Consider the following 15,849-nt stretch of genomic DNA (forward strand, 5'->3'; position numbering starts at 1 on the left):
CAGGCTGAGATATGGAAAATCCCCTCACCCGCCGAACCGTTCTTTCCGGAGCCTCGTTCGCGGGCATTTCGCTGTCCACCAGCGATATCTTAAGGGCAAACGGTATGGATCAGGCAGTTCCCATTCCGCAGAAGGAGAACGCCTTTGTAGAAACAATCTCCGTCCGGCAGTTCGGCGCGATAGGCGACGGCCAGTTCCACCCTCTGTCCTCGCAGTTTTCGGATCTAGACACAGCGCAGAAGAAATATCCGGACGCAACTGCGCTTTCTGAATCGCTGGACGGTGCCGCCATCCAGGCCGCCATCGATCAAGCGGCGCGACTAGGTGAAGCGCTTCAGCTGCGTTGGTGTGTGCACATTCCGGCCGGGCGCTATCGCCTATCACGATCGATCCGACTACCCAGCAATGTCAGCCTGATCGGCGACGGTATCGGCGTTTCGATCATCGACAATCAAAATACGCGCTTGGATGCACCCCTTATTGTCAACGCTAACCCAGAGGCAGTTTCCATGTCGCTGCGCGATCTGTCGCTGCACGGCGGCACTCATGGCGTACGCATCAATGTCCGGCAATATGTCGACGGATATGAATTTCTGCGCGTTGGATTTCAGATGCAGTCAGACAAGAATTTTGAATGCAATCGACTGCTCCAGATTGGTAGCTTTACAGGATGCACGTTCGCCAAAGCACCATACGGTGTCTTTGTCGCTGAATGGACGACCAATATGGCAAATTTTTACGACTGCCGTTTCGAGGATCATACACGCGCATCGCTGCACCTGACCGCGGCAGAAGTCGTCAATTTCTTTGGCGGCCGCTTCGAATCGGGGGTAGGGTCGGACGGCAAGGCCGCGACTATCGAACTAACCCGTGCTGCCGCCATCAATTTTTACGGCGTTTACTTCGAAGGCACTCACCCGGTGCTGCTGCGTGAGCGGGAGTCGCGCAACGGGGTCACCTTCACCGGCTGTCACTTCACCGCATCGTCCAATGGACCCTATCGGTTTGACAGCGACGGCACGGTCAACTTCGGTACCAATGACTGGGGAACGGCCTCCACCGGACCGGCGCGTATGGCGTTGTCGGGAACTAACACCGGCTTGGTCGGTCCCGGTCGCCGCTATCTGCTGCGCACACCCGTCGCTTGGCACATACATTCGGAACAGGTTTCGCTTGAGGCGGGCAAGTCGCATCCTGTTGCCGTGCTGGAGCACGTCGGAACGGGATCAGGCACGGCGTGCGTCACCGGAACTTTGCATCTGAGTCGCATGGCCCAGCGTGTGAGCGGGGTCGTCGCCAGCACAGTTAGCTATCGCCTGATTGCCACTCTGTCTGGCGGCAAGCCGATCGCGGTTGAGCTCAAGCCTATGACTGCAGACACGACACCGCTGCGGGTAATATCCAGCACCGCCGACGGAAACCGCACAACCCTTTTTGCATCAGCGTCCGACGGGCTGGGTGGCATTCTGCGGTGGGCAATTGAAGCACAGGCCATTGCGGCCTCGCCCGAAAATCGGATCGAGATAGATATTAGCTGACCCCCGTTTCCCATCTACCGGTAGGCGACACCTATTAGTGAATATATAAGCATCCTTATATTGGCCTTAGCGGTGATGAGAGTCCGTGAGTCTGAAGCTGTTCTTTTTGATAAAAGCGTCCAGCACTGTTGGCCCGGTGATCGTCTCGATGGCCGTATGTGCCGAGTAATGGCCCGGTGCAGCAACCTTCACCCAGCGAAATCCTGCTCGTTCCGCCGCAAACAGAAATAATCGCTCTATGGTGTGATGAAGCGTGCGCCTTGTCTGCCCCTTCTCCACCGGGAAATCTTCACTGCGCAAGCCCAGCGCGAGTAGTGGAGCCAGCGCTGCCGTGCGTGCCCAGAACATTGATCCCGAGGGCATGTCCAACACATGTCGCCGCGACAGATCAACCCCCATTCGTCGCGCTAGCCTGCGCGCTCGTGCAAAACTATGGTCCCAATGAAGATGTGGACGGATCGGTTCGAAATGCTGCGCCATGACAATTCCAATAGATGGATGACGTTCCATCATGGCAATAATGCTGCGAACTGTGTCGGCAGAACCAACGAGCCCAGCAATCAGTAAGTCGCGCCATTGTTCACCAACCGAAGACTTCGCACTCTTCTTACCATGAACAAACAGCACATAATCATATCGATCATAAACGCCGGCGAAGGTGACAAGTTTAGGCGCAATGTCCCGACCACGATTGGGTGAGATCCGGACATCTACCTGCCCCTTACCAAAATCGGCGAATACAGAGGCAATCCGATCTCGCTTTCCTTCGCTACTGGTCGAAACAAAGAGATCAAATCCAAATGGAATATGGCTTAGCACTTCGCGCATTTCAGCCGCGAGATCGTCATAGAACAGATGGCAGACTACGCAGATTCGTGGATCAGACGCAGGCAGTCCGACATCATAAGCGAAAGGCACGGCAGCGCTTGCGTCCGGCACATCGGAGGGACGTGCGCGGCCATGAACCGCGGGTGTAACGGCCCAGTACAATTGACGAACCAGCGGCCGCAGCCTTGCTAGGCTGGATTGACGTGCCATTGTTGGAGTATCTCTCAGCCTGATCGGTGCAGTGCCGATCCTCTATAGCCTCGTGATGCGAATGCAACGCTGTCCGGGTAACGCTGCGGACAAACAGCGATTGCCGGTGCTCTTGAAGTCTCCTATTCGGCCGCATCATGCGACTTTCTCCCGTCCGACTCATCCGCCCCAAACGTTTCGGCGATGCCCGTGGCTGGTTCACCGAGGTGTATTCGGAACCCGCCTTCGCTGCGCTCGGCATCACCTGCCAGTTCGTCCAGGACAATCACTCGTTGTCCGCTCCAGCCTTCACCCTGCGCGGCCTTCACTTCCAGACGCCGCCTCGCGGCCAGGACAAGCTGGTGCGCTGCATTCGTGGACGCATCTATGACGTCGCCGTCGACGTGCGGCGCGGCTCGCCCACCTATGGTCAATGGGTCGGCGCCGAACTAAGCGCTGAGAACGGGCATCAGCTCTTCATCCCGATCGGCTTCGCACATGGTTTCGTGACGCTCGAGCCCGATTGCGAAGTGACTTACAAATGTTCGAATACCTACGCCCCCGATCATGACGGCGGGATCCGCTGGGACAGCGTCGGCATTGACTGGCCGATCTCAGCAGGCGCAGCGCCTGAACTGTCGGAAAAGGACAAGGTGCAGCCCCCCCTCGCCGCGTTCGACAGCCCGTTCGACTATGACGGTAACCCGTTAGCCCCGCTCGTCTGAAGGACTACACACCTATGCGCATTTTCGTTACCGGCGGGGCCGGTTTTATCGGCTCGGCTCTTGTCCGGCATCTTGTCGGAAATACCAATTATGAGGTGCTGAACTTCGATAAGTTGACCTATGCGGGCACGCTGTCGACGGTCGAGCAGGTGGCGCAGTCGAACCGCTATCGCTTCGTTCAGGGCGACATCTGCGACGCAGATGCTGTTCGCGCTGCGATTACCGAGTTTAAGCCCGACGTGATCACGCATCTCGCGGCCGAAAGCCACGTTGACCGCTCGATCGACGGGCCAAGTGCGTTCATCCAGACCAATGTCGTTGGCACTTATACGATGTTGGCCGAGGCGCGTGGCTATTGGCAATCGCTGGAAGGTGACGCTAAGGGGCGCTTTCGCTTCCACCATATCTCGACCGACGAAGTGTACGGTTCGCTGGGCGATACGGGGTTATTCACCGAAGACACGCCTTATGATCCACGTTCGCCCTATTCTGCGTCGAAGGCGGGTAGCGACCATCTCGTCAGTGCCTGGGGGCACACGTTCGGCCTGCCGGTGCTGATCACCAATTGCTCGAACAATTATGGTCCTTATCACTTCCCCGAAAAGCTGGTGCCGCTGATGATCGCCAAGGCGCTCGATGGAGAGCCGCTGCCAGTTTATGGTAAGGGCGACCAAGTGCGTGACTGGCTGTTCGTCGAGGATCATGTTCGCGCACTCCAGGCGGTGTTCGAACGCGGCGAGCTTGGCCGGACATACAATGTCGGCGGGTTCAACGAAAAGCAGAATATTGAGGTCGTCCACACAATCTGCGGCATCCTCGATCAGTTGCGTCCACGCGTCGACGGCAAGCCTTATGCCGAGCAGATCACCTCGGTGGCTGACCGTCCAGGACATGATAAGCGCTACGCGATCGACGCCACCCGCATCGAGCAAGAGCTCGGCTGGCGGCCGGAAGAGACGTTCGAGACCGGCATCGAGAAGACGGTGCGCTGGTATCTCAACAACGAGGCTTGGTGGCGCCCGATCGTAGAGCGCGGCGCGGCGCAGCGGCGTGGGGTGGCCTGATGTCCGATCGTATGATTGTCGATATGTCGGTACAAGCATGACACGGGCCATCCTCGTCACCGGCGGAAGCGGCCAGCTTGGTACCGAGCTACAACGCTGCGTCTGGCCTCAGGGCTATGAGGTCATTGCGATTGACGTCGCCGATCTCGACCTTACCGATATCGCTGCGATCACTGCCAAGGTCGCGGCCGGACACGATGGGCGTGCGTGGGCGGCGGTGATTAACGGCGCGGCTTATACCGCGGTCGACAAGGCGGAGAACGACCTAGTCACTGCTTGGGCAGTCAACGCCATGGCCCCCGCGGCGTTCGGTGCAGCTTGCGCCAAAGCGAACATCCCGCTCGTCCAAGTCTCGACCGATTACGTTTTCGCTGGCGACAAGCAGGGTGCGTGGGAGGTAACTGACCCGGTCGCCCCACTCGGTGTCTATGGGGCGTCCAAGCTGGGTGGTGAGCTCGCGGTGCGCACCTCGGGTGTGCGCCATGCGATCGTGCGGACCGCGTGGGTCGTCTCGGCGCACGGCAACAATTTCGTAAAAACCATGCTGCGGGTCGGCGCCGAGCGTGAGACCCTCAGCGTTGTCGACGATCAGCGCGGCTCACCGAGCAGCGCTGCGGACCTAGCGCAAGTGCTGATGACAATTACGCTACGGCTGGTCGAGGATGAGGCTGCCCCCACTGGCACCTTTCATTTCAGCAACGCCGGTGAGACAAGCTGGGCCGGCTTTGCAGCCGAAATTTTCTCCCAGTCGGGTGTACGCGGTGGGCCGACAGCCAACGTCACCCCGATCACAACCGACCAATATCCAACGCTAGCGCAGCGCCCGGCCAACTCGCTGCTCAGCCACGCAGCGATCGGTGCGGCTTATGGCATCCAACCGCGTCCTTGGCAGGACGCACTTGGCGACATCCTTGACGAACTGATCGGAGCACAGAAATGAAGGGCATCATCCTGGCTGGCGGCTCTGGCACGCGGCTCCATCCGGCTACACTGGCGGTCAACAAGCAGTTGCTGCCTGTATACGACAAGCCGATGATCTATTATCCATTGTCGGTGCTGATGCTGGCGGGCATCCGCGACGTGCTGATCATTTCCAGTCCCGAGTTCATCGACAACTACCGCCGCCTGTTCGGCGACGGATCGGCGTTCGGCCTGACGATGAACTATGCCGAACAGCCCAGCCCCGATGGGCTAGCGCAGGCGTTCACCATCGGCGCTGACTTCATCGGTGGCGACAATGTGGCGCTGGTGCTGGGCGACAACATCTTCTTTGGTGCGCACCTCACCGGGCTCCTAGCGAGCGCCGTTACGCGTACCCAGGGCGCGACGGTGTTCAGCTATCAGGTCGAAGATCCCGAACGGTACGGTGTAGTCGAGTTAGGTGAAGGCGGCCGCGCGCTGAGCCTCGAGGAAAAGCCAGAAGCTCCCAAATCACATCATGCCGTGACCGGGCTCTACTTCTATGACAATCGCGTCGTAGACTATGCCCGCAACCTTAAGCCATCGGCGCGCGGTGAGCTTGAGATCACCGACCTCAACCGCCTCTACATGGAGGCAGGCGACCTCTACGTGGAACAGATGGGGCGCGGCTATGCTTGGCTCGACACCGGAACTCACGACAGCCTACTTGAAGCGAGCGAGTTCGTCCGCACCCTCCAGCACCGCCAAGGCATTCAGATCGCGTGCCTAGAGGAAATCGCCTATGAAATGGGCTTCATTTCTGCAGATCAGGCACGAGAAGCAGGCGAGCGGTTCAAAAAGACCGCTTATGGAAAAGCGATCTTGAAGGCGATCGAAGCCTAGCTCAAGCGCGTTCCGAACATCGACATCGAGCTTGTGCCTAGCGACCGCTATGCAGCAATGATCTGGGGACCATCGCCTAGTGCCGCAGTTTCGTCAACAATGTGACCGCTGCGCGCACAATTCTTACACGTTACGAGCCTCCCGGCTCAAAGCTACTTGTTCAGAAATTATTCCTGAACTGATTTCTTATCATAAAACTAGTATTAGGATTCAGGTTAAAAATATTTGAACTGTGAACGGTAATTCGATTTACGCTAAATGCTATAGCGTACAACAATACATTGATACAGCTGTGTATTTAGTATTAAGTGTATTTGCTATTAATTTGAATATCATGCTATAGGTTGGTCTAATATTAAAATAGCTTTACAGAAAGTTTATTTTCTTTGAAATACTGTTTTTAAGAAGCTGTTGAGATGCGCAAATCCATACTATGGACGTTACTCTTGCAGGCTGTAACGTTTGTCGTATCCTTTGCTGGATCGATGATTATAGCGAGGCTGCTTTCGCCTAATGAAATGGGCGTATACGCTATTGCTGTTGCTGCCATAGGTGTTACGCAAGTCTTTGCGGTATTTGGTCTGTCTAGTTATATAGTCAGAGATTCTGATCTTCAGTCAAGTACCCTTGATTTGGCATTTAGCATTAATGCTTTGTTGGCCATAGTTCTTTCTGTTGCGCTTGCAGTTATTAGTTTGTTTAGCCAAACTATTCTTGGAGATGCTCGAGCTGGTGAGGTGATGCGTGTTCTCATGTTTATTCCCTTGATAAACATGTTTTCATTCCGTCAATCATCAATGCTTCAGCGTGAAATGCGCTTTGTGGCGGGAAGCATCATCACAGCGACCATGGCTTTTACCATGTGGTTTCTATCAGTAGCTTTTGCCTGGGGTGGCGCGAGTTATATGAGCGCTGCCTATGCTTCAATAGCTTCATCAATTGTCGGTGTTATCGGCTATACTGTAGCTGCGCCTCACCATTTTGCCTTTCGAATTACCTTCAAGGGATGGCGCCGTCTAACGCGTTTTGGTCTCGAAATAATGTCTATCAGCGGCATATCTCTTCTAGCCGCACGTCTATCTGAAGTCGTGTTAGGACGCTTATTAGGCATCACGGCGTTAGGATTTTATTCTCGCGCAACTACGTTAGCAAACCTCATGTTTGAGCATGTTTATGGTACTGCTACGCGAATTGCATTCTCCAAATTAGCGCGTGATTTTCGAGAAATTGGAGACTTACGAACTCCATTCTTGCAAGCATTGACATTAATACTTGCTGTAATGTGGCCACTTGAAATTGGACTCGCAATTCTCGCTAAGCCAGCGATAGTTATTATATTTGGCAATGCGTGGCTTCCTGCTGCTCCAGCCCTATCAATACTATTAATTGCCCAGGCAATAACACTAAGTTTCGGGATGAACTGGGAATTATTTGTATTGCGTGATGAGACGACAAAGCAGTCGAGGTTGGAAGTTAAAAGGGCGCTATTTGGATTTTTTATCTTTTCGGTCTTTTGCCGGTTCGGGTTGGCTAGCGCAGCATTAGGTCGCGTAGGCGATGCGATTGCAGGGTATTTTATATATCGCGGCCATGTGCGTCGATTGGCTAACGTTCGTGGAGCCGAGCTGCGGCGCGTATTTATGATGAGTTCTATACTGACAGTCTTCGCTGCAATTCCCCCGCTCATTATGATGGTGATTTACGACTGGTCAGATTCACCCCCGGCCTTCGCTTTGGTCGGATCTGTTGGATTAGGGATCGTTGCATGGTTCGCCGCAATACATAGCTTGCGACATCCGCTGCTGGATGAGTTCGCTAGGGTTGCCAGCAAGCTGTCCCCGCGGCTGGCTGCCGCTATGCAACGGCGTAGTGAGGGGTTGTGAGCATGCTAAAGCGAGCGGTGGGTCGGTTAAAAGCTCGGTGGAGGCAGGTCGGCTATCGGGTAGCGGTTGCAACCCGACGGCGATCGGCCGATCCTATATGCACACCATATATTTGGCTAAATAAGCCTGATGTATTGGCCGGCGAGAATGTATGTCTTTTAGTTAGTTGGTGTCCCGGAACGCATCTAAGTGAACATGCTAAGATACTTGGACAATCCTGGGCATCTCAGGGTTTTCGGGTAGTATTGATTGTCGCAATCAACAACATTGCTAAGTTTGACCGTGACCAGGATCTATCGTTTTGCAGCGGTGTTTTAGTACGTGAAAATAAAGGCTATGACTTTGCGGCTTGGGCAACGGCGATACGTTTAATACCGGATATTAATCGGGTCGGCGTACTTGTAATGGCCAATGACAGTGTATTTGGCCCACTGTCAGGCTTTACAAACTTTCTTGGTCGCATGATAGAAAGTCCTGCCGATCTGGTTGGAGCCATCGGCAGCAGGCAGAATCGGCCGCATACTCAAAGCTTTCTACTAATGTTCAAGCCAAAGGCGCTTCTAAGTTCTGCTTTCGGTCAATTTTGGCATGGCATTAGAAATGGGGACCGTGAATGGGCCATTGTAAACTATGAACTAAAACTGAAAAAGCATTTTATGGACCACGGCCTATCGGTTGAAGAAATTTTTACAACTCCATCTTACCTTTCAAATAATACAAATCCTTCTCTTTTGTTATGGAAAGAACTTGTTGAGCAAGGATTTCCATTTGTTAAGGTTCAATTGTTGCGGGATAATCCCCTGCAGGAAGATCTAACCGGATGGCAGGAATTTTTGGATCGTCATGAATATGATCCTAAAATTGTTGAACGTTATATATCATCGCTAGATCTTTATAGATGAGCTCCCGTTATAGTACCAATAGGACGTAACGATTTTGGAGATCGTGCGCGAGTATATCGACCCAGTCCCCGTCGGTATGTTATGCTTAACGCCTAAATGTATTTTGGCTGACATGATGTTCAATGCCCTCTGCATGGCCGGTGTGCATTATTGGGCATGTATGCACGTTGCGGCCGGCCATCGCCGCTTGTTCTGCCAATTAGGTGAGGCGCATGGCTTGTGCAAAGCGGCGTCGCCATTTGGTGCTGGTTTAAGGAAGCGTGTGGTCAAGTTCGGGATTGATGCAGATGCGCGTTGAATGCGGCGCCTGCGCGCGCAGCCGATGCCACGTTTGCCCCTTCACCATTCCACCGCGATCACGCAATCCGACCATGGTCAGCACTCGACCGGATGTACGCTTCAGTCCCTTCCTAAGCGGCATGTTCTGCCACGGCTTGTAATTAATCCAACCTGATGGCTTTCAGCAATCGCAGTCGCGTTGACGGCGTACTCAGGATTTTACTGGTCCTATCCTTTCCGTTCAGAACCAGCCGGGGCGGGCCGATCAGCTGATACAATTGGTATCGGCCAGCAAGATCGGCACGCATGATCTCTCGCTGGGCTGCGATGACTGGAGCGATCAGAACCGAACGGCTTTGATGTGGCACGCGAGTTGCCAAGAGGGCTAGTAGTGCGCCAAAGCTTCCCCCGAGAACGATGGTTGAGGGTCTGTCCGATCGACGGAAGCTGCGAACCTCGGCAATTGTCTGCGGCATCCCGCAATAGGCGATCAGTGTAGCGGCAATTAGCCGTGACCTGACTTCGGCATCATCCATCGCCAGAGTGACGGTGAGGTTTAGACGGAGCGGAACACAGTTAAGCTTTAACAGGAGCGGTCCAACCGATACGCGTAAGCGTGCCGATCAAAGTGGATCGCGCGATACCGAAATTTCGGCACACGGCCGCTTTGCTGGCGCCGCCTGCCAGCGCCGCGGTGATCGCCTCCATCTTCTCGGCATCAATTGCTGGCGGCCTCCCGCCTTGGCGCCCCCGACGTTTTGCAGCGGCAAGGCCCGCCATCACCCGCTCACGCGTCAGGGCACGCTCGTATTGCGCCAGCGCACCGAACAGGGAGAATAGCAGCTCGCCATGCGGTGTGGCTGTATCCATCTGCTCGGTAAGCGAGCGGAAAGCGATGCCGCGTGTTTTGAAATCCGCGATGATCGACAGGAGGTGTGGCAGCGACCGCCCGAGCCGATCCAGCTTCCAGACAACGAGGGCGTCACCCTCGGCCAAGTAGGCAAGACACGCTTTGAGCCCGGCCCGATCATCGCGCGCGCCGGATGCCTTGTCAGTGTAGATGTGCCTTGGATCGACACCTGCCGCCAGGAGTGCGTCGCGTTGCAGATCAACCGTCTGGCGGTCGTCGGCTGACGATACCCGCATGTACCCAACCAGCATGTACGAGAAACCCCAGAAAGCACGTTGTCGCACACCATACCAAAGCGGCAGGGTTTGTCGCACGTTTTTGGAGAGCAACAAGCTCCGTGAGCAGGTTTGTCGGCCGAGGTGTCGACAATCATGTGTTTTCCGACGGGTTCAGGCTCCCGTTTACTCGTCGATCCGGCGCCAATTTAGGAAAAGGCAATCGGGAACAGAATCTAGGAATGTCCGCCGTCAGTGGCCCTAATCTCACTTTACGGGATGCACTGTCGTTCTCGATCAACCTTCGTCGTCTAATCACACTGGTTGCAAGGCTTATGTGAGATGTCGTTGCCGGAAGCATGTCGTCTTCGCGGTCGGCATAGGCCGCCGCATGATGGGGCTTCGCAGATAACCCTTCCTATGTTTGCGGCGCACTCGATCGCGCTGGGGCGTCTAGTGCAACGAACGCCGCGGAATGGATCAGCCTACGTCCCGGCAGGACGTGTTGTTGGCGCCTTGCGACGCTGGCGAGCTGGGGGTCAGGCTGTGGCGCGTGACGAATTGCACCTCAACTAGATTGCCGGGCTTGGCGAACTCGTCGGTGTGGCGCGCAGACAGGGCGGAGGCCACCTTCATGGCGCGCCCAACAATCGCTGCTTCCTCCGCATCGTTGACTTCCGCGATCTCGACCATCGTCATCCGGTGCTCTCCTCGCCTCTGAATCTATCCTGACCTGGTCGAGGCTCGCCGACCAAGTCAGGTCAGGATAGCGCGCGCCGCGAAGGCCCCCAAGAGGTCAGGATGCCCCCAGCAAGTCAGGTTACTTCCCCCGCTTCGACAGGTTGCTGCCCCCACCCCGTCAAGCTTCTTCCCCCAAGAGGTCAGGATGCCCCCACCCCGTCAGGCTTCTTCCCCCAAGCCGTCAGGATGGAGGTCCACGACTCACGGGTTTCTGCGGCTTTGCGCGTCCTGAATCAGAATCTCTTGAATAAGGAAACGCTCCGCTGCATGGCAGCGGTGTTTCTGAGATATATTTTAGGAAGAAGATCAGGAGGCCCGAAGCTGGTGGCTTGGTCGCCATCCCCATGCCTCGCCGCGCTGGCTACCCGCCGTCCGTGTCGCAGTCGGTGAAACGGTGTTCGACGAGGCGCTCGCGCAACTCACCATCCTTTACGGTGACGATCCCAGCTACCGCATCGAACGCGCCCATCTTGCCAATGCGGTACAGGTGGCATGGAGCGCCATGCGCAAGGGCTGGCAGCGGGCTGAAGGGGTCCGTCTCAATGATGCGGCGAGGCAGGTGTGACAGTATCGAGATCGTAGTGGATTGGCGACCTCGTCGATGTCAGGGTGTCCGGCGGTTGCGGCGATTTCCCTGATCTTACGACCGAGCGGACCGTGGCGCTTGGTGCGCTTGATCCGCACCGTGTCGTGACGCTGCTTCGTGCAGCCGACCCTGCGGCGTTCTTCACGCACGAGGAGTCTCGCAGCACGGCCACAGGACCCAATGACCGGGCCTAGCATGTGCGGCTTGCCATAGCGGCAGAACGCGCCTGCTGGACTTTCCGGAGCCGTTCCCGGACCTCGCGATCGCGGTGTTGATCCGGCTGGCCCGCGGCTGCCCTTGCGCGCGCCGGGTGATGATGATCGAGGAGGTGTCGCAGTTGCTCCGTGACGCGGTCGCCACCTCCCGAGCGTCGCCCGAAAGTGCCGCGTTCAACCACGAGATCGAACCGGGCACCGGTCGCCAAAACGAGACTGCCGGGGGCGGGATCGTCTGCAGTGTTTCGGCATGGTTCAGTCCCCCGGGTGTGCGATACGGGGGCATCGCAGAATCTCTTTGCGAGCGTACGCTCTCCGAGCATCCTCTCGCCAGCCCCGTATACAGTGTGACCTGCGTGCGATGACTGAAGACGGCCGATGCGCCGCTTTGCTTTGCCGTGGATCACAAGTCGATGCTTCACGATGCGTCCGATGACGGTAGCGAGCCTAGGCAGTGGCTAAACGACTTATCATCTTTACGAATAAGCAGATAAGCGGATAAGCGATATAAATCGCTTAGCCGCTTAGTGAGGTAGCATTTATGCAGGTATGGGCCGTGATCGCGCAGAAGGGGGGGCAATCCAAGACGACCCTTGCCACCGGTTTCGCCGTTGAGGCAGCACGCGAGGGTGCATCAGTCGTGATCCTTGATGCCGACGATCGGCAGGGTTCGGCACTCTACTGGTCGGATCGTCGTAACGACGAGGACGTGATGGTGAAGGACAGCAGCGTCGCCGGCCTGCCACTCCACGTCTCGCGTGGACGGAGCAGCGGCAAGATCGACCTCATCATCATCGATACACCGGCGAACTCGAAAGACATCGCCATGCTCGCGGCCGAGCAAGCGGATTTTGTCATCATTCCGGTCGCGCCGCGGGGATTAGACGTTCACTCGGTGTTGCAGACCGTCAAGCAGGTCCAGCAGGCCGGCACGCCGTTCGCAGTCATTCTAACCCAGGTGCCGCATCAGGGCGGGGAAGGGCAGGAAGCTCGTGCTGGCTTCGCGGCAAAGGGCGTGACGCTGTTCGACAGCCGACTCCATTTCCGCAAAGATTTCTACAGGGCAACGCCATTGGGACGAACAGCGGCCGAGACGGAACCGGATAGCAAGGCCGCAGCCGAATTGCGTGCTGCGTACTATGAAGCTAAGCGAATAAGCGGTTATGCGAATAAGCAAGTAAGCAAGGTGGTATGATGGCGAAGAAGCCTTCCGCGTTGGCCAGCATCTTTGATGATGAACCGGAAACGGTGGTGACCGTAGCCCCCGAACCCGAGCTGGAAACTTCGTCCGCACGGGGAACGGCGCGGCAGCCGCGACGAGTAGCCGAAGCCACGGCACCGGCGAAACGGAGCAGCCATCCGGGCAAGAAGCCGGTGCTGATCCATATCCCCGAAGACATGCATCGCACACTACGCCAGCTCAGTGTGGAAGAAGGCGGAGAGCCGCTGACCGTCATCACCGAACGTCTGCTGCGCCAGTATCTGGTGAAGCGGGGCCATACGAAGTTCGCGCCGTGAGCAAGCGTCGCGATCCCCACCCCGAGTTCGATCTTTTTATCCCCGCGCTTGGCGACATCTCGCTCAAGGACCAGCGGGAGGTGATGGAACGACCGTTCTTCTCGCTCCAGAAGCGCAAGCGATTAAAGCCGATCGAGTATCACAGCCCGGACGGTGAAGCGTGGGTGCGGGTCCAGGCCATTCCCGATTACGGTATGGCGACGATCTGGGACGCCGATATTTTGATCTGGGCAGCTTCCACGCTCAACCGGATGAAGCAGCAAGGGGTGAACGATCTCCCCCGCACGCTGACAACGACGCCCTATGACCTGCTGCGGGCGATCAAACGCAGCACGGGCGGCCGTGATTATCAAGAATTGCAATCAGCGCTGTTGCGGCTCCAGACGACGTCGATCACCACATCCATCCGCGCGACCAGGCGCCGGCAGAAGGCGGGTTTCAACTGGCTGGATAGCTGGACCTTCGACACCGACGCTGAAACCGAGCAGCCCCGGGGCATGACCCTGACCCTCTCAGACTGGGTGTATGAGGGGATCGTCAATGAAAAGTCGCTGCTCACCATGCATCCCAACTATTTCCTGCTGTCCGGCGGGCTGGAGCGCGCTTTGTACCGCATTGCTCGCAAGCACGCCGGCAACCAGAGGGGCGGGTGGACGTGCCGCGTAGAAATGTTGCGCGACAAGACTGGCAGCGACGCCGCCCCCAAGGAGTTCAACCGGATGCTGCGTCGAGCGATCGAGGCCGACCAACTTCCCGAATACGGCATGGTGTTGACCGAGACGGCTGACAAAAGCCCTGCCGTGCTGTTCCAGTTGCGCGGAGAGACGGAGGCGCTCGCACTGGCGAAGAAGATGCGAGAGGAAGAGGAGCGGCGTGCCCGCTTCGACACCGACTGCCGGCGCACCGAGGAAGTGGACGCCCGCATGGACCAGCTTGCCAACCAGCGCTGACTATCGGGGTTTCACCCACCGTTCGATTGGTATCAGGAGTTTACCGACCAGACTGGAGGCACTTCGGATCGATGAGGAAGACCCGACAGACGCAAATCAAGGCGCCAACATGCCGATTTAGCGGCATTCTAATCTGAACATATCGGGGTTTCACCCACCGCCGCGTCGGGGTTTCACCCACCGCATTATCGGGGTTTCACCCACCGAATCACGGGGTTTCACCCACCGGCCGCATTTGCATCTTATTGAAAAACATAAGAAGATTTCGCTTTTTTACCCCCTTAACCTTCTTAACAATCTATATTTAACAGAATCACTTAACCCGTCGGGTGTATCGAATGGGCGGAGATCCAAGGCCATGTCGCCATCGGTGAGTTTTGGGGTAGCGGCTCACTTTTCGAGGGATGAGCTGAAATCCACGAGCACGGGTAGTTCGGCCGCAAGACCGCGCATCTTTGCACGGCGAACGACGCTATGCTGGTCGATGAGACTTTGTGCGTCCCGCTTGCCGCTGGAAGTTTTCGGAAACCACTGGAGTGCGATCCGCTCGACCTTACGGCCCTTTTTGATAGGATTAAAATCGACGTAAAAGGGACAAAGCTTATTGATCTCATCGACCGCTACCTTGAGGCAATATTTATTGAGATCGGCAAACCGGTCCAGCTTCCCATTGGGTACGTTGAGTAGTCCACGCAGCTCTTCGATCGTGAATTCTTCAGTCTGCTTATATTCTAGACCGATACGACGTTCGATCATCTCATAAAGACAAAGAGCATATTTTGACTCGAAGCAGTACATGACTTGTGTCTTAAGGCGGGCATAAACCTCGCTGTTACGTAGTATCTCAATCAGTTCCTCGGGAATGCGGTAGTGGAGGAAGCCGTCTTTTTCGAGGCTTTCGTCACTCGGGCCAAGGAGCTGGACGCGGCGCTTATAGCTTTTGCCCCCCTTGCGAATGGTGACGATCGCAATCGTGCCCATCAGGCGCAACAAAGATGCCTCAATCCGCGCGTTACCCTGATGCGTGCCCTTTAGGGACGATTTAGCGATACGATGGACAATCGGCTCGCCAATCCGATCCCAGGCATGGGCAATCAGCAAATTGTAGGTCCGCCGATCAGCAAGGGTGAGGGGGCTTAGCTCAACGATATCGACTAGCTCGCCCGGCTTCACGATTTCGCCGTAATAGGAAGGATTGAAGGGGTCGCCTTTACCCCTTTGTGTCAGAGTCCGGAACGATCCATCGGCAAGGGCGGGCTGGGGCATGAAACTGTCTCAAAGGTGAGCGGAGGCTATTTTTGCGCTCACTTTAACAGCAAAGGTGAGCTGAGCAATCTGTTTGGCTCCCCGTATCAACGGTGAGGTGATACCCCAAAACTCACCGTTCGGGGTGGATACCCAAAAGCTCACCAAAATCCGCCCCAAAACTCACGCTAGCCAGCCCCAAAGCTCACCTTTTGGTACCCCAAAGCTCACGCGAATCGACCCTAACACTCACCGCTA

15 protein-coding genes are annotated in these 15,849 nt (G+C 56.2%); 11 read left to right on the plus strand and 4 right to left on the minus strand.

The window, feature by feature from the left end:
- The first annotated feature begins 11 nt into the window (after nucleotides 1-11).
- The gene (locus tag NPJ82_RS18010; protein ID WP_342659355.1) at nucleotides 12-1,538 is read left to right on the plus strand and encodes a glycosyl hydrolase family 28-related protein; all 1,527 of its coding nucleotides are present in this window, start codon (nucleotides 12-14) and stop codon (nucleotides 1,536-1,538) included.
- A 66-nt stretch (nucleotides 1,539-1,604) separates the two neighbouring features.
- On the opposite strand, the gene NPJ82_RS18015 is transcribed toward NPJ82_RS18010, so the two are convergent.
- The gene (locus NPJ82_RS18015; protein ID WP_342659356.1) at nucleotides 1,605-2,576 is read right to left on the minus strand and encodes a rhamnan synthesis F family protein; all 972 of its coding nucleotides are present in this window, start codon (nucleotides 2,574-2,576) and stop codon (nucleotides 1,605-1,607) included.
- Nucleotides 2,577-2,713: 137 nt separating this feature from the next.
- On the opposite strand from NPJ82_RS18015, the gene rfbC reads away from it, so the two are divergent.
- The 6 genes from rfbC to NPJ82_RS18045 all read left to right on the plus strand — a co-directional run bounded on the left by rfbC (nucleotide 2,714) and on the right by NPJ82_RS18045 (nucleotide 8,932).
- On the plus strand, nucleotides 2,714-3,280 hold the full coding sequence (gene rfbC, locus NPJ82_RS18020) for a dTDP-4-dehydrorhamnose 3,5-epimerase (RefSeq protein WP_342659357.1): 567 nt from the start codon (nucleotides 2,714-2,716) through the stop codon (nucleotides 3,278-3,280).
- A gap of 14 nt (nucleotides 3,281-3,294) precedes the next feature.
- The gene (gene rfbB / locus NPJ82_RS18025; RefSeq protein WP_342659358.1) at nucleotides 3,295-4,344 is read left to right on the plus strand and encodes a dTDP-glucose 4,6-dehydratase; all 1,050 of its coding nucleotides are present in this window, start codon (nucleotides 3,295-3,297) and stop codon (nucleotides 4,342-4,344) included.
- 37 nt (nucleotides 4,345-4,381) lie between these two features.
- On the plus strand, nucleotides 4,382-5,284 hold the full coding sequence (gene rfbD, locus NPJ82_RS18030) for a dTDP-4-dehydrorhamnose reductase (RefSeq protein WP_342659359.1): 903 nt from the start codon (nucleotides 4,382-4,384) through the stop codon (nucleotides 5,282-5,284).
- Nucleotides 5,281-6,147 carry a glucose-1-phosphate thymidylyltransferase RfbA gene (rfbA, locus tag NPJ82_RS18035; protein ID WP_342659360.1) on the plus strand — a complete coding sequence of 289 codons (867 nt, stop codon included), beginning with the start codon at nucleotides 5,281-5,283 and terminating at the stop codon, nucleotides 6,145-6,147. The genes rfbD and rfbA overlap by 4 nt, the downstream gene beginning before the upstream one ends.
- 416 nt (nucleotides 6,148-6,563) lie before the next feature.
- Nucleotides 6,564-8,030, plus strand: coding sequence for an oligosaccharide flippase family protein (locus NPJ82_RS18040; protein WP_342659361.1), 1,467 nt, complete (start codon nucleotides 6,564-6,566; stop codon nucleotides 8,028-8,030).
- A 245-nt stretch (nucleotides 8,031-8,275) separates the two neighbouring features.
- Nucleotides 8,276-8,932 carry a rhamnan synthesis F family protein gene (locus tag NPJ82_RS18045; protein ID WP_342659362.1) on the plus strand — a complete coding sequence of 219 codons (657 nt, stop codon included), beginning with the start codon at nucleotides 8,276-8,278 and terminating at the stop codon, nucleotides 8,930-8,932.
- Between the two features lie 855 nt (nucleotides 8,933-9,787).
- On the opposite strand, the gene NPJ82_RS18050 is transcribed toward NPJ82_RS18045, so the two are convergent.
- Together NPJ82_RS18050 and NPJ82_RS18055 are read right to left on the minus strand one after the other, a co-directional pair.
- Nucleotides 9,788-10,372, minus strand: a complete 585-nt coding sequence (locus NPJ82_RS18050) for a recombinase family protein (RefSeq protein WP_342659389.1) — start codon at nucleotides 10,370-10,372, stop codon at nucleotides 9,788-9,790.
- A gap of 444 nt (nucleotides 10,373-10,816) precedes the next feature.
- Nucleotides 10,817-11,035, minus strand: coding sequence for a hypothetical protein (locus NPJ82_RS18055; protein ID WP_342659363.1), 219 nt, complete (start codon nucleotides 11,033-11,035; stop codon nucleotides 10,817-10,819).
- Between the two features lie 436 nt (nucleotides 11,036-11,471).
- On the opposite strand from NPJ82_RS18055, the gene NPJ82_RS18060 reads away from it, so the two are divergent.
- The 4 genes from NPJ82_RS18060 to NPJ82_RS18075 all read left to right on the plus strand — a co-directional run bounded on the left by NPJ82_RS18060 (nucleotide 11,472) and on the right by NPJ82_RS18075 (nucleotide 14,346).
- Entirely contained in the window at nucleotides 11,472-11,642 is a 171-nt protein-coding gene (locus tag NPJ82_RS18060) for a hypothetical protein (protein WP_342659364.1), read from the plus strand.
- Between the two features lie 777 nt (nucleotides 11,643-12,419).
- Entirely contained in the window at nucleotides 12,420-13,073 is a 654-nt protein-coding gene (locus tag NPJ82_RS18065; protein ID WP_342659365.1) for a ParA family protein, read from the plus strand.
- Nucleotides 13,070-13,396 carry a hypothetical protein gene (locus NPJ82_RS18070; protein ID WP_342659366.1) on the plus strand — a complete coding sequence of 109 codons (327 nt, stop codon included), beginning with the start codon at nucleotides 13,070-13,072 and terminating at the stop codon, nucleotides 13,394-13,396. The genes NPJ82_RS18065 and NPJ82_RS18070 overlap by 4 nt, the downstream gene beginning before the upstream one ends.
- Nucleotides 13,393-14,346 (plus strand): replication initiator protein A, encoded by a 954-nt coding sequence (locus NPJ82_RS18075; protein WP_342659367.1) that lies wholly within the window; start codon nucleotides 13,393-13,395, stop codon nucleotides 14,344-14,346. Before NPJ82_RS18070 ends, NPJ82_RS18075 begins: the two co-directional genes overlap by 4 nt.
- Before the next feature lie 390 nt (nucleotides 14,347-14,736).
- Here NPJ82_RS18075 and NPJ82_RS18080 read toward each other — a convergent pair whose 3' ends face one another.
- Nucleotides 14,737-15,612 (minus strand): replication initiation protein, encoded by an 876-nt coding sequence (locus NPJ82_RS18080; RefSeq protein ID WP_342659368.1) that lies wholly within the window; start codon nucleotides 15,610-15,612, stop codon nucleotides 14,737-14,739.
- Between the last annotated feature and the right edge of the window lie 237 nt (nucleotides 15,613-15,849).

The organism is Sphingomonas sp. NY01 (assembly GCF_038809135.1).
GTDB classification, from domain to species: Bacteria; Pseudomonadota; Alphaproteobacteria; order Sphingomonadales; family Sphingomonadaceae; genus Sphingomonas; species Sphingomonas carotinifaciens.

Coding starts and splice junctions, on each gene's coding strand:
- NPJ82_RS18055 (WP_342659363.1), bottom strand. CDS start 11,035: ATGACGATGGTCGAGATCGCGGAAGTCAACGATGCGGAGGAAGCAGCG.
- NPJ82_RS18070 (WP_342659366.1), top strand. CDS start 13,070: ATGATGGCGAAGAAGCCTTCCGCGTTGGCCAGCATCTTTGATGATGAA.
- rfbB (WP_342659358.1), top strand. CDS start 3,295: ATGCGCATTTTCGTTACCGGCGGGGCCGGTTTTATCGGCTCGGCTCTT.
- rfbC (WP_342659357.1), top strand. CDS start 2,714: ATGCGACTTTCTCCCGTCCGACTCATCCGCCCCAAACGTTTCGGCGAT.
- NPJ82_RS18050 (WP_342659389.1), bottom strand. CDS start 10,372: ATGCTGGTTGGGTACATGCGGGTATCGTCAGCCGACGACCGCCAGACG.
- NPJ82_RS18010 (WP_342659355.1), top strand. CDS start 12: ATGGAAAATCCCCTCACCCGCCGAACCGTTCTTTCCGGAGCCTCGTTC.
- NPJ82_RS18040 (WP_342659361.1), top strand. CDS start 6,564: ATGCGCAAATCCATACTATGGACGTTACTCTTGCAGGCTGTAACGTTT.
- NPJ82_RS18015 (WP_342659356.1), bottom strand. CDS start 2,576: ATGGCACGTCAATCCAGCCTAGCAAGGCTGCGGCCGCTGGTTCGTCAA.
- rfbA (WP_342659360.1), top strand. CDS start 5,281: ATGAAGGGCATCATCCTGGCTGGCGGCTCTGGCACGCGGCTCCATCCG.
- NPJ82_RS18065 (WP_342659365.1), top strand. CDS start 12,420: ATGCAGGTATGGGCCGTGATCGCGCAGAAGGGGGGGCAATCCAAGACG.
- rfbD (WP_342659359.1), top strand. CDS start 4,382: ATGACACGGGCCATCCTCGTCACCGGCGGAAGCGGCCAGCTTGGTACC.
- NPJ82_RS18080 (WP_342659368.1), bottom strand. CDS start 15,612: ATGCCCCAGCCCGCCCTTGCCGATGGATCGTTCCGGACTCTGACACAA.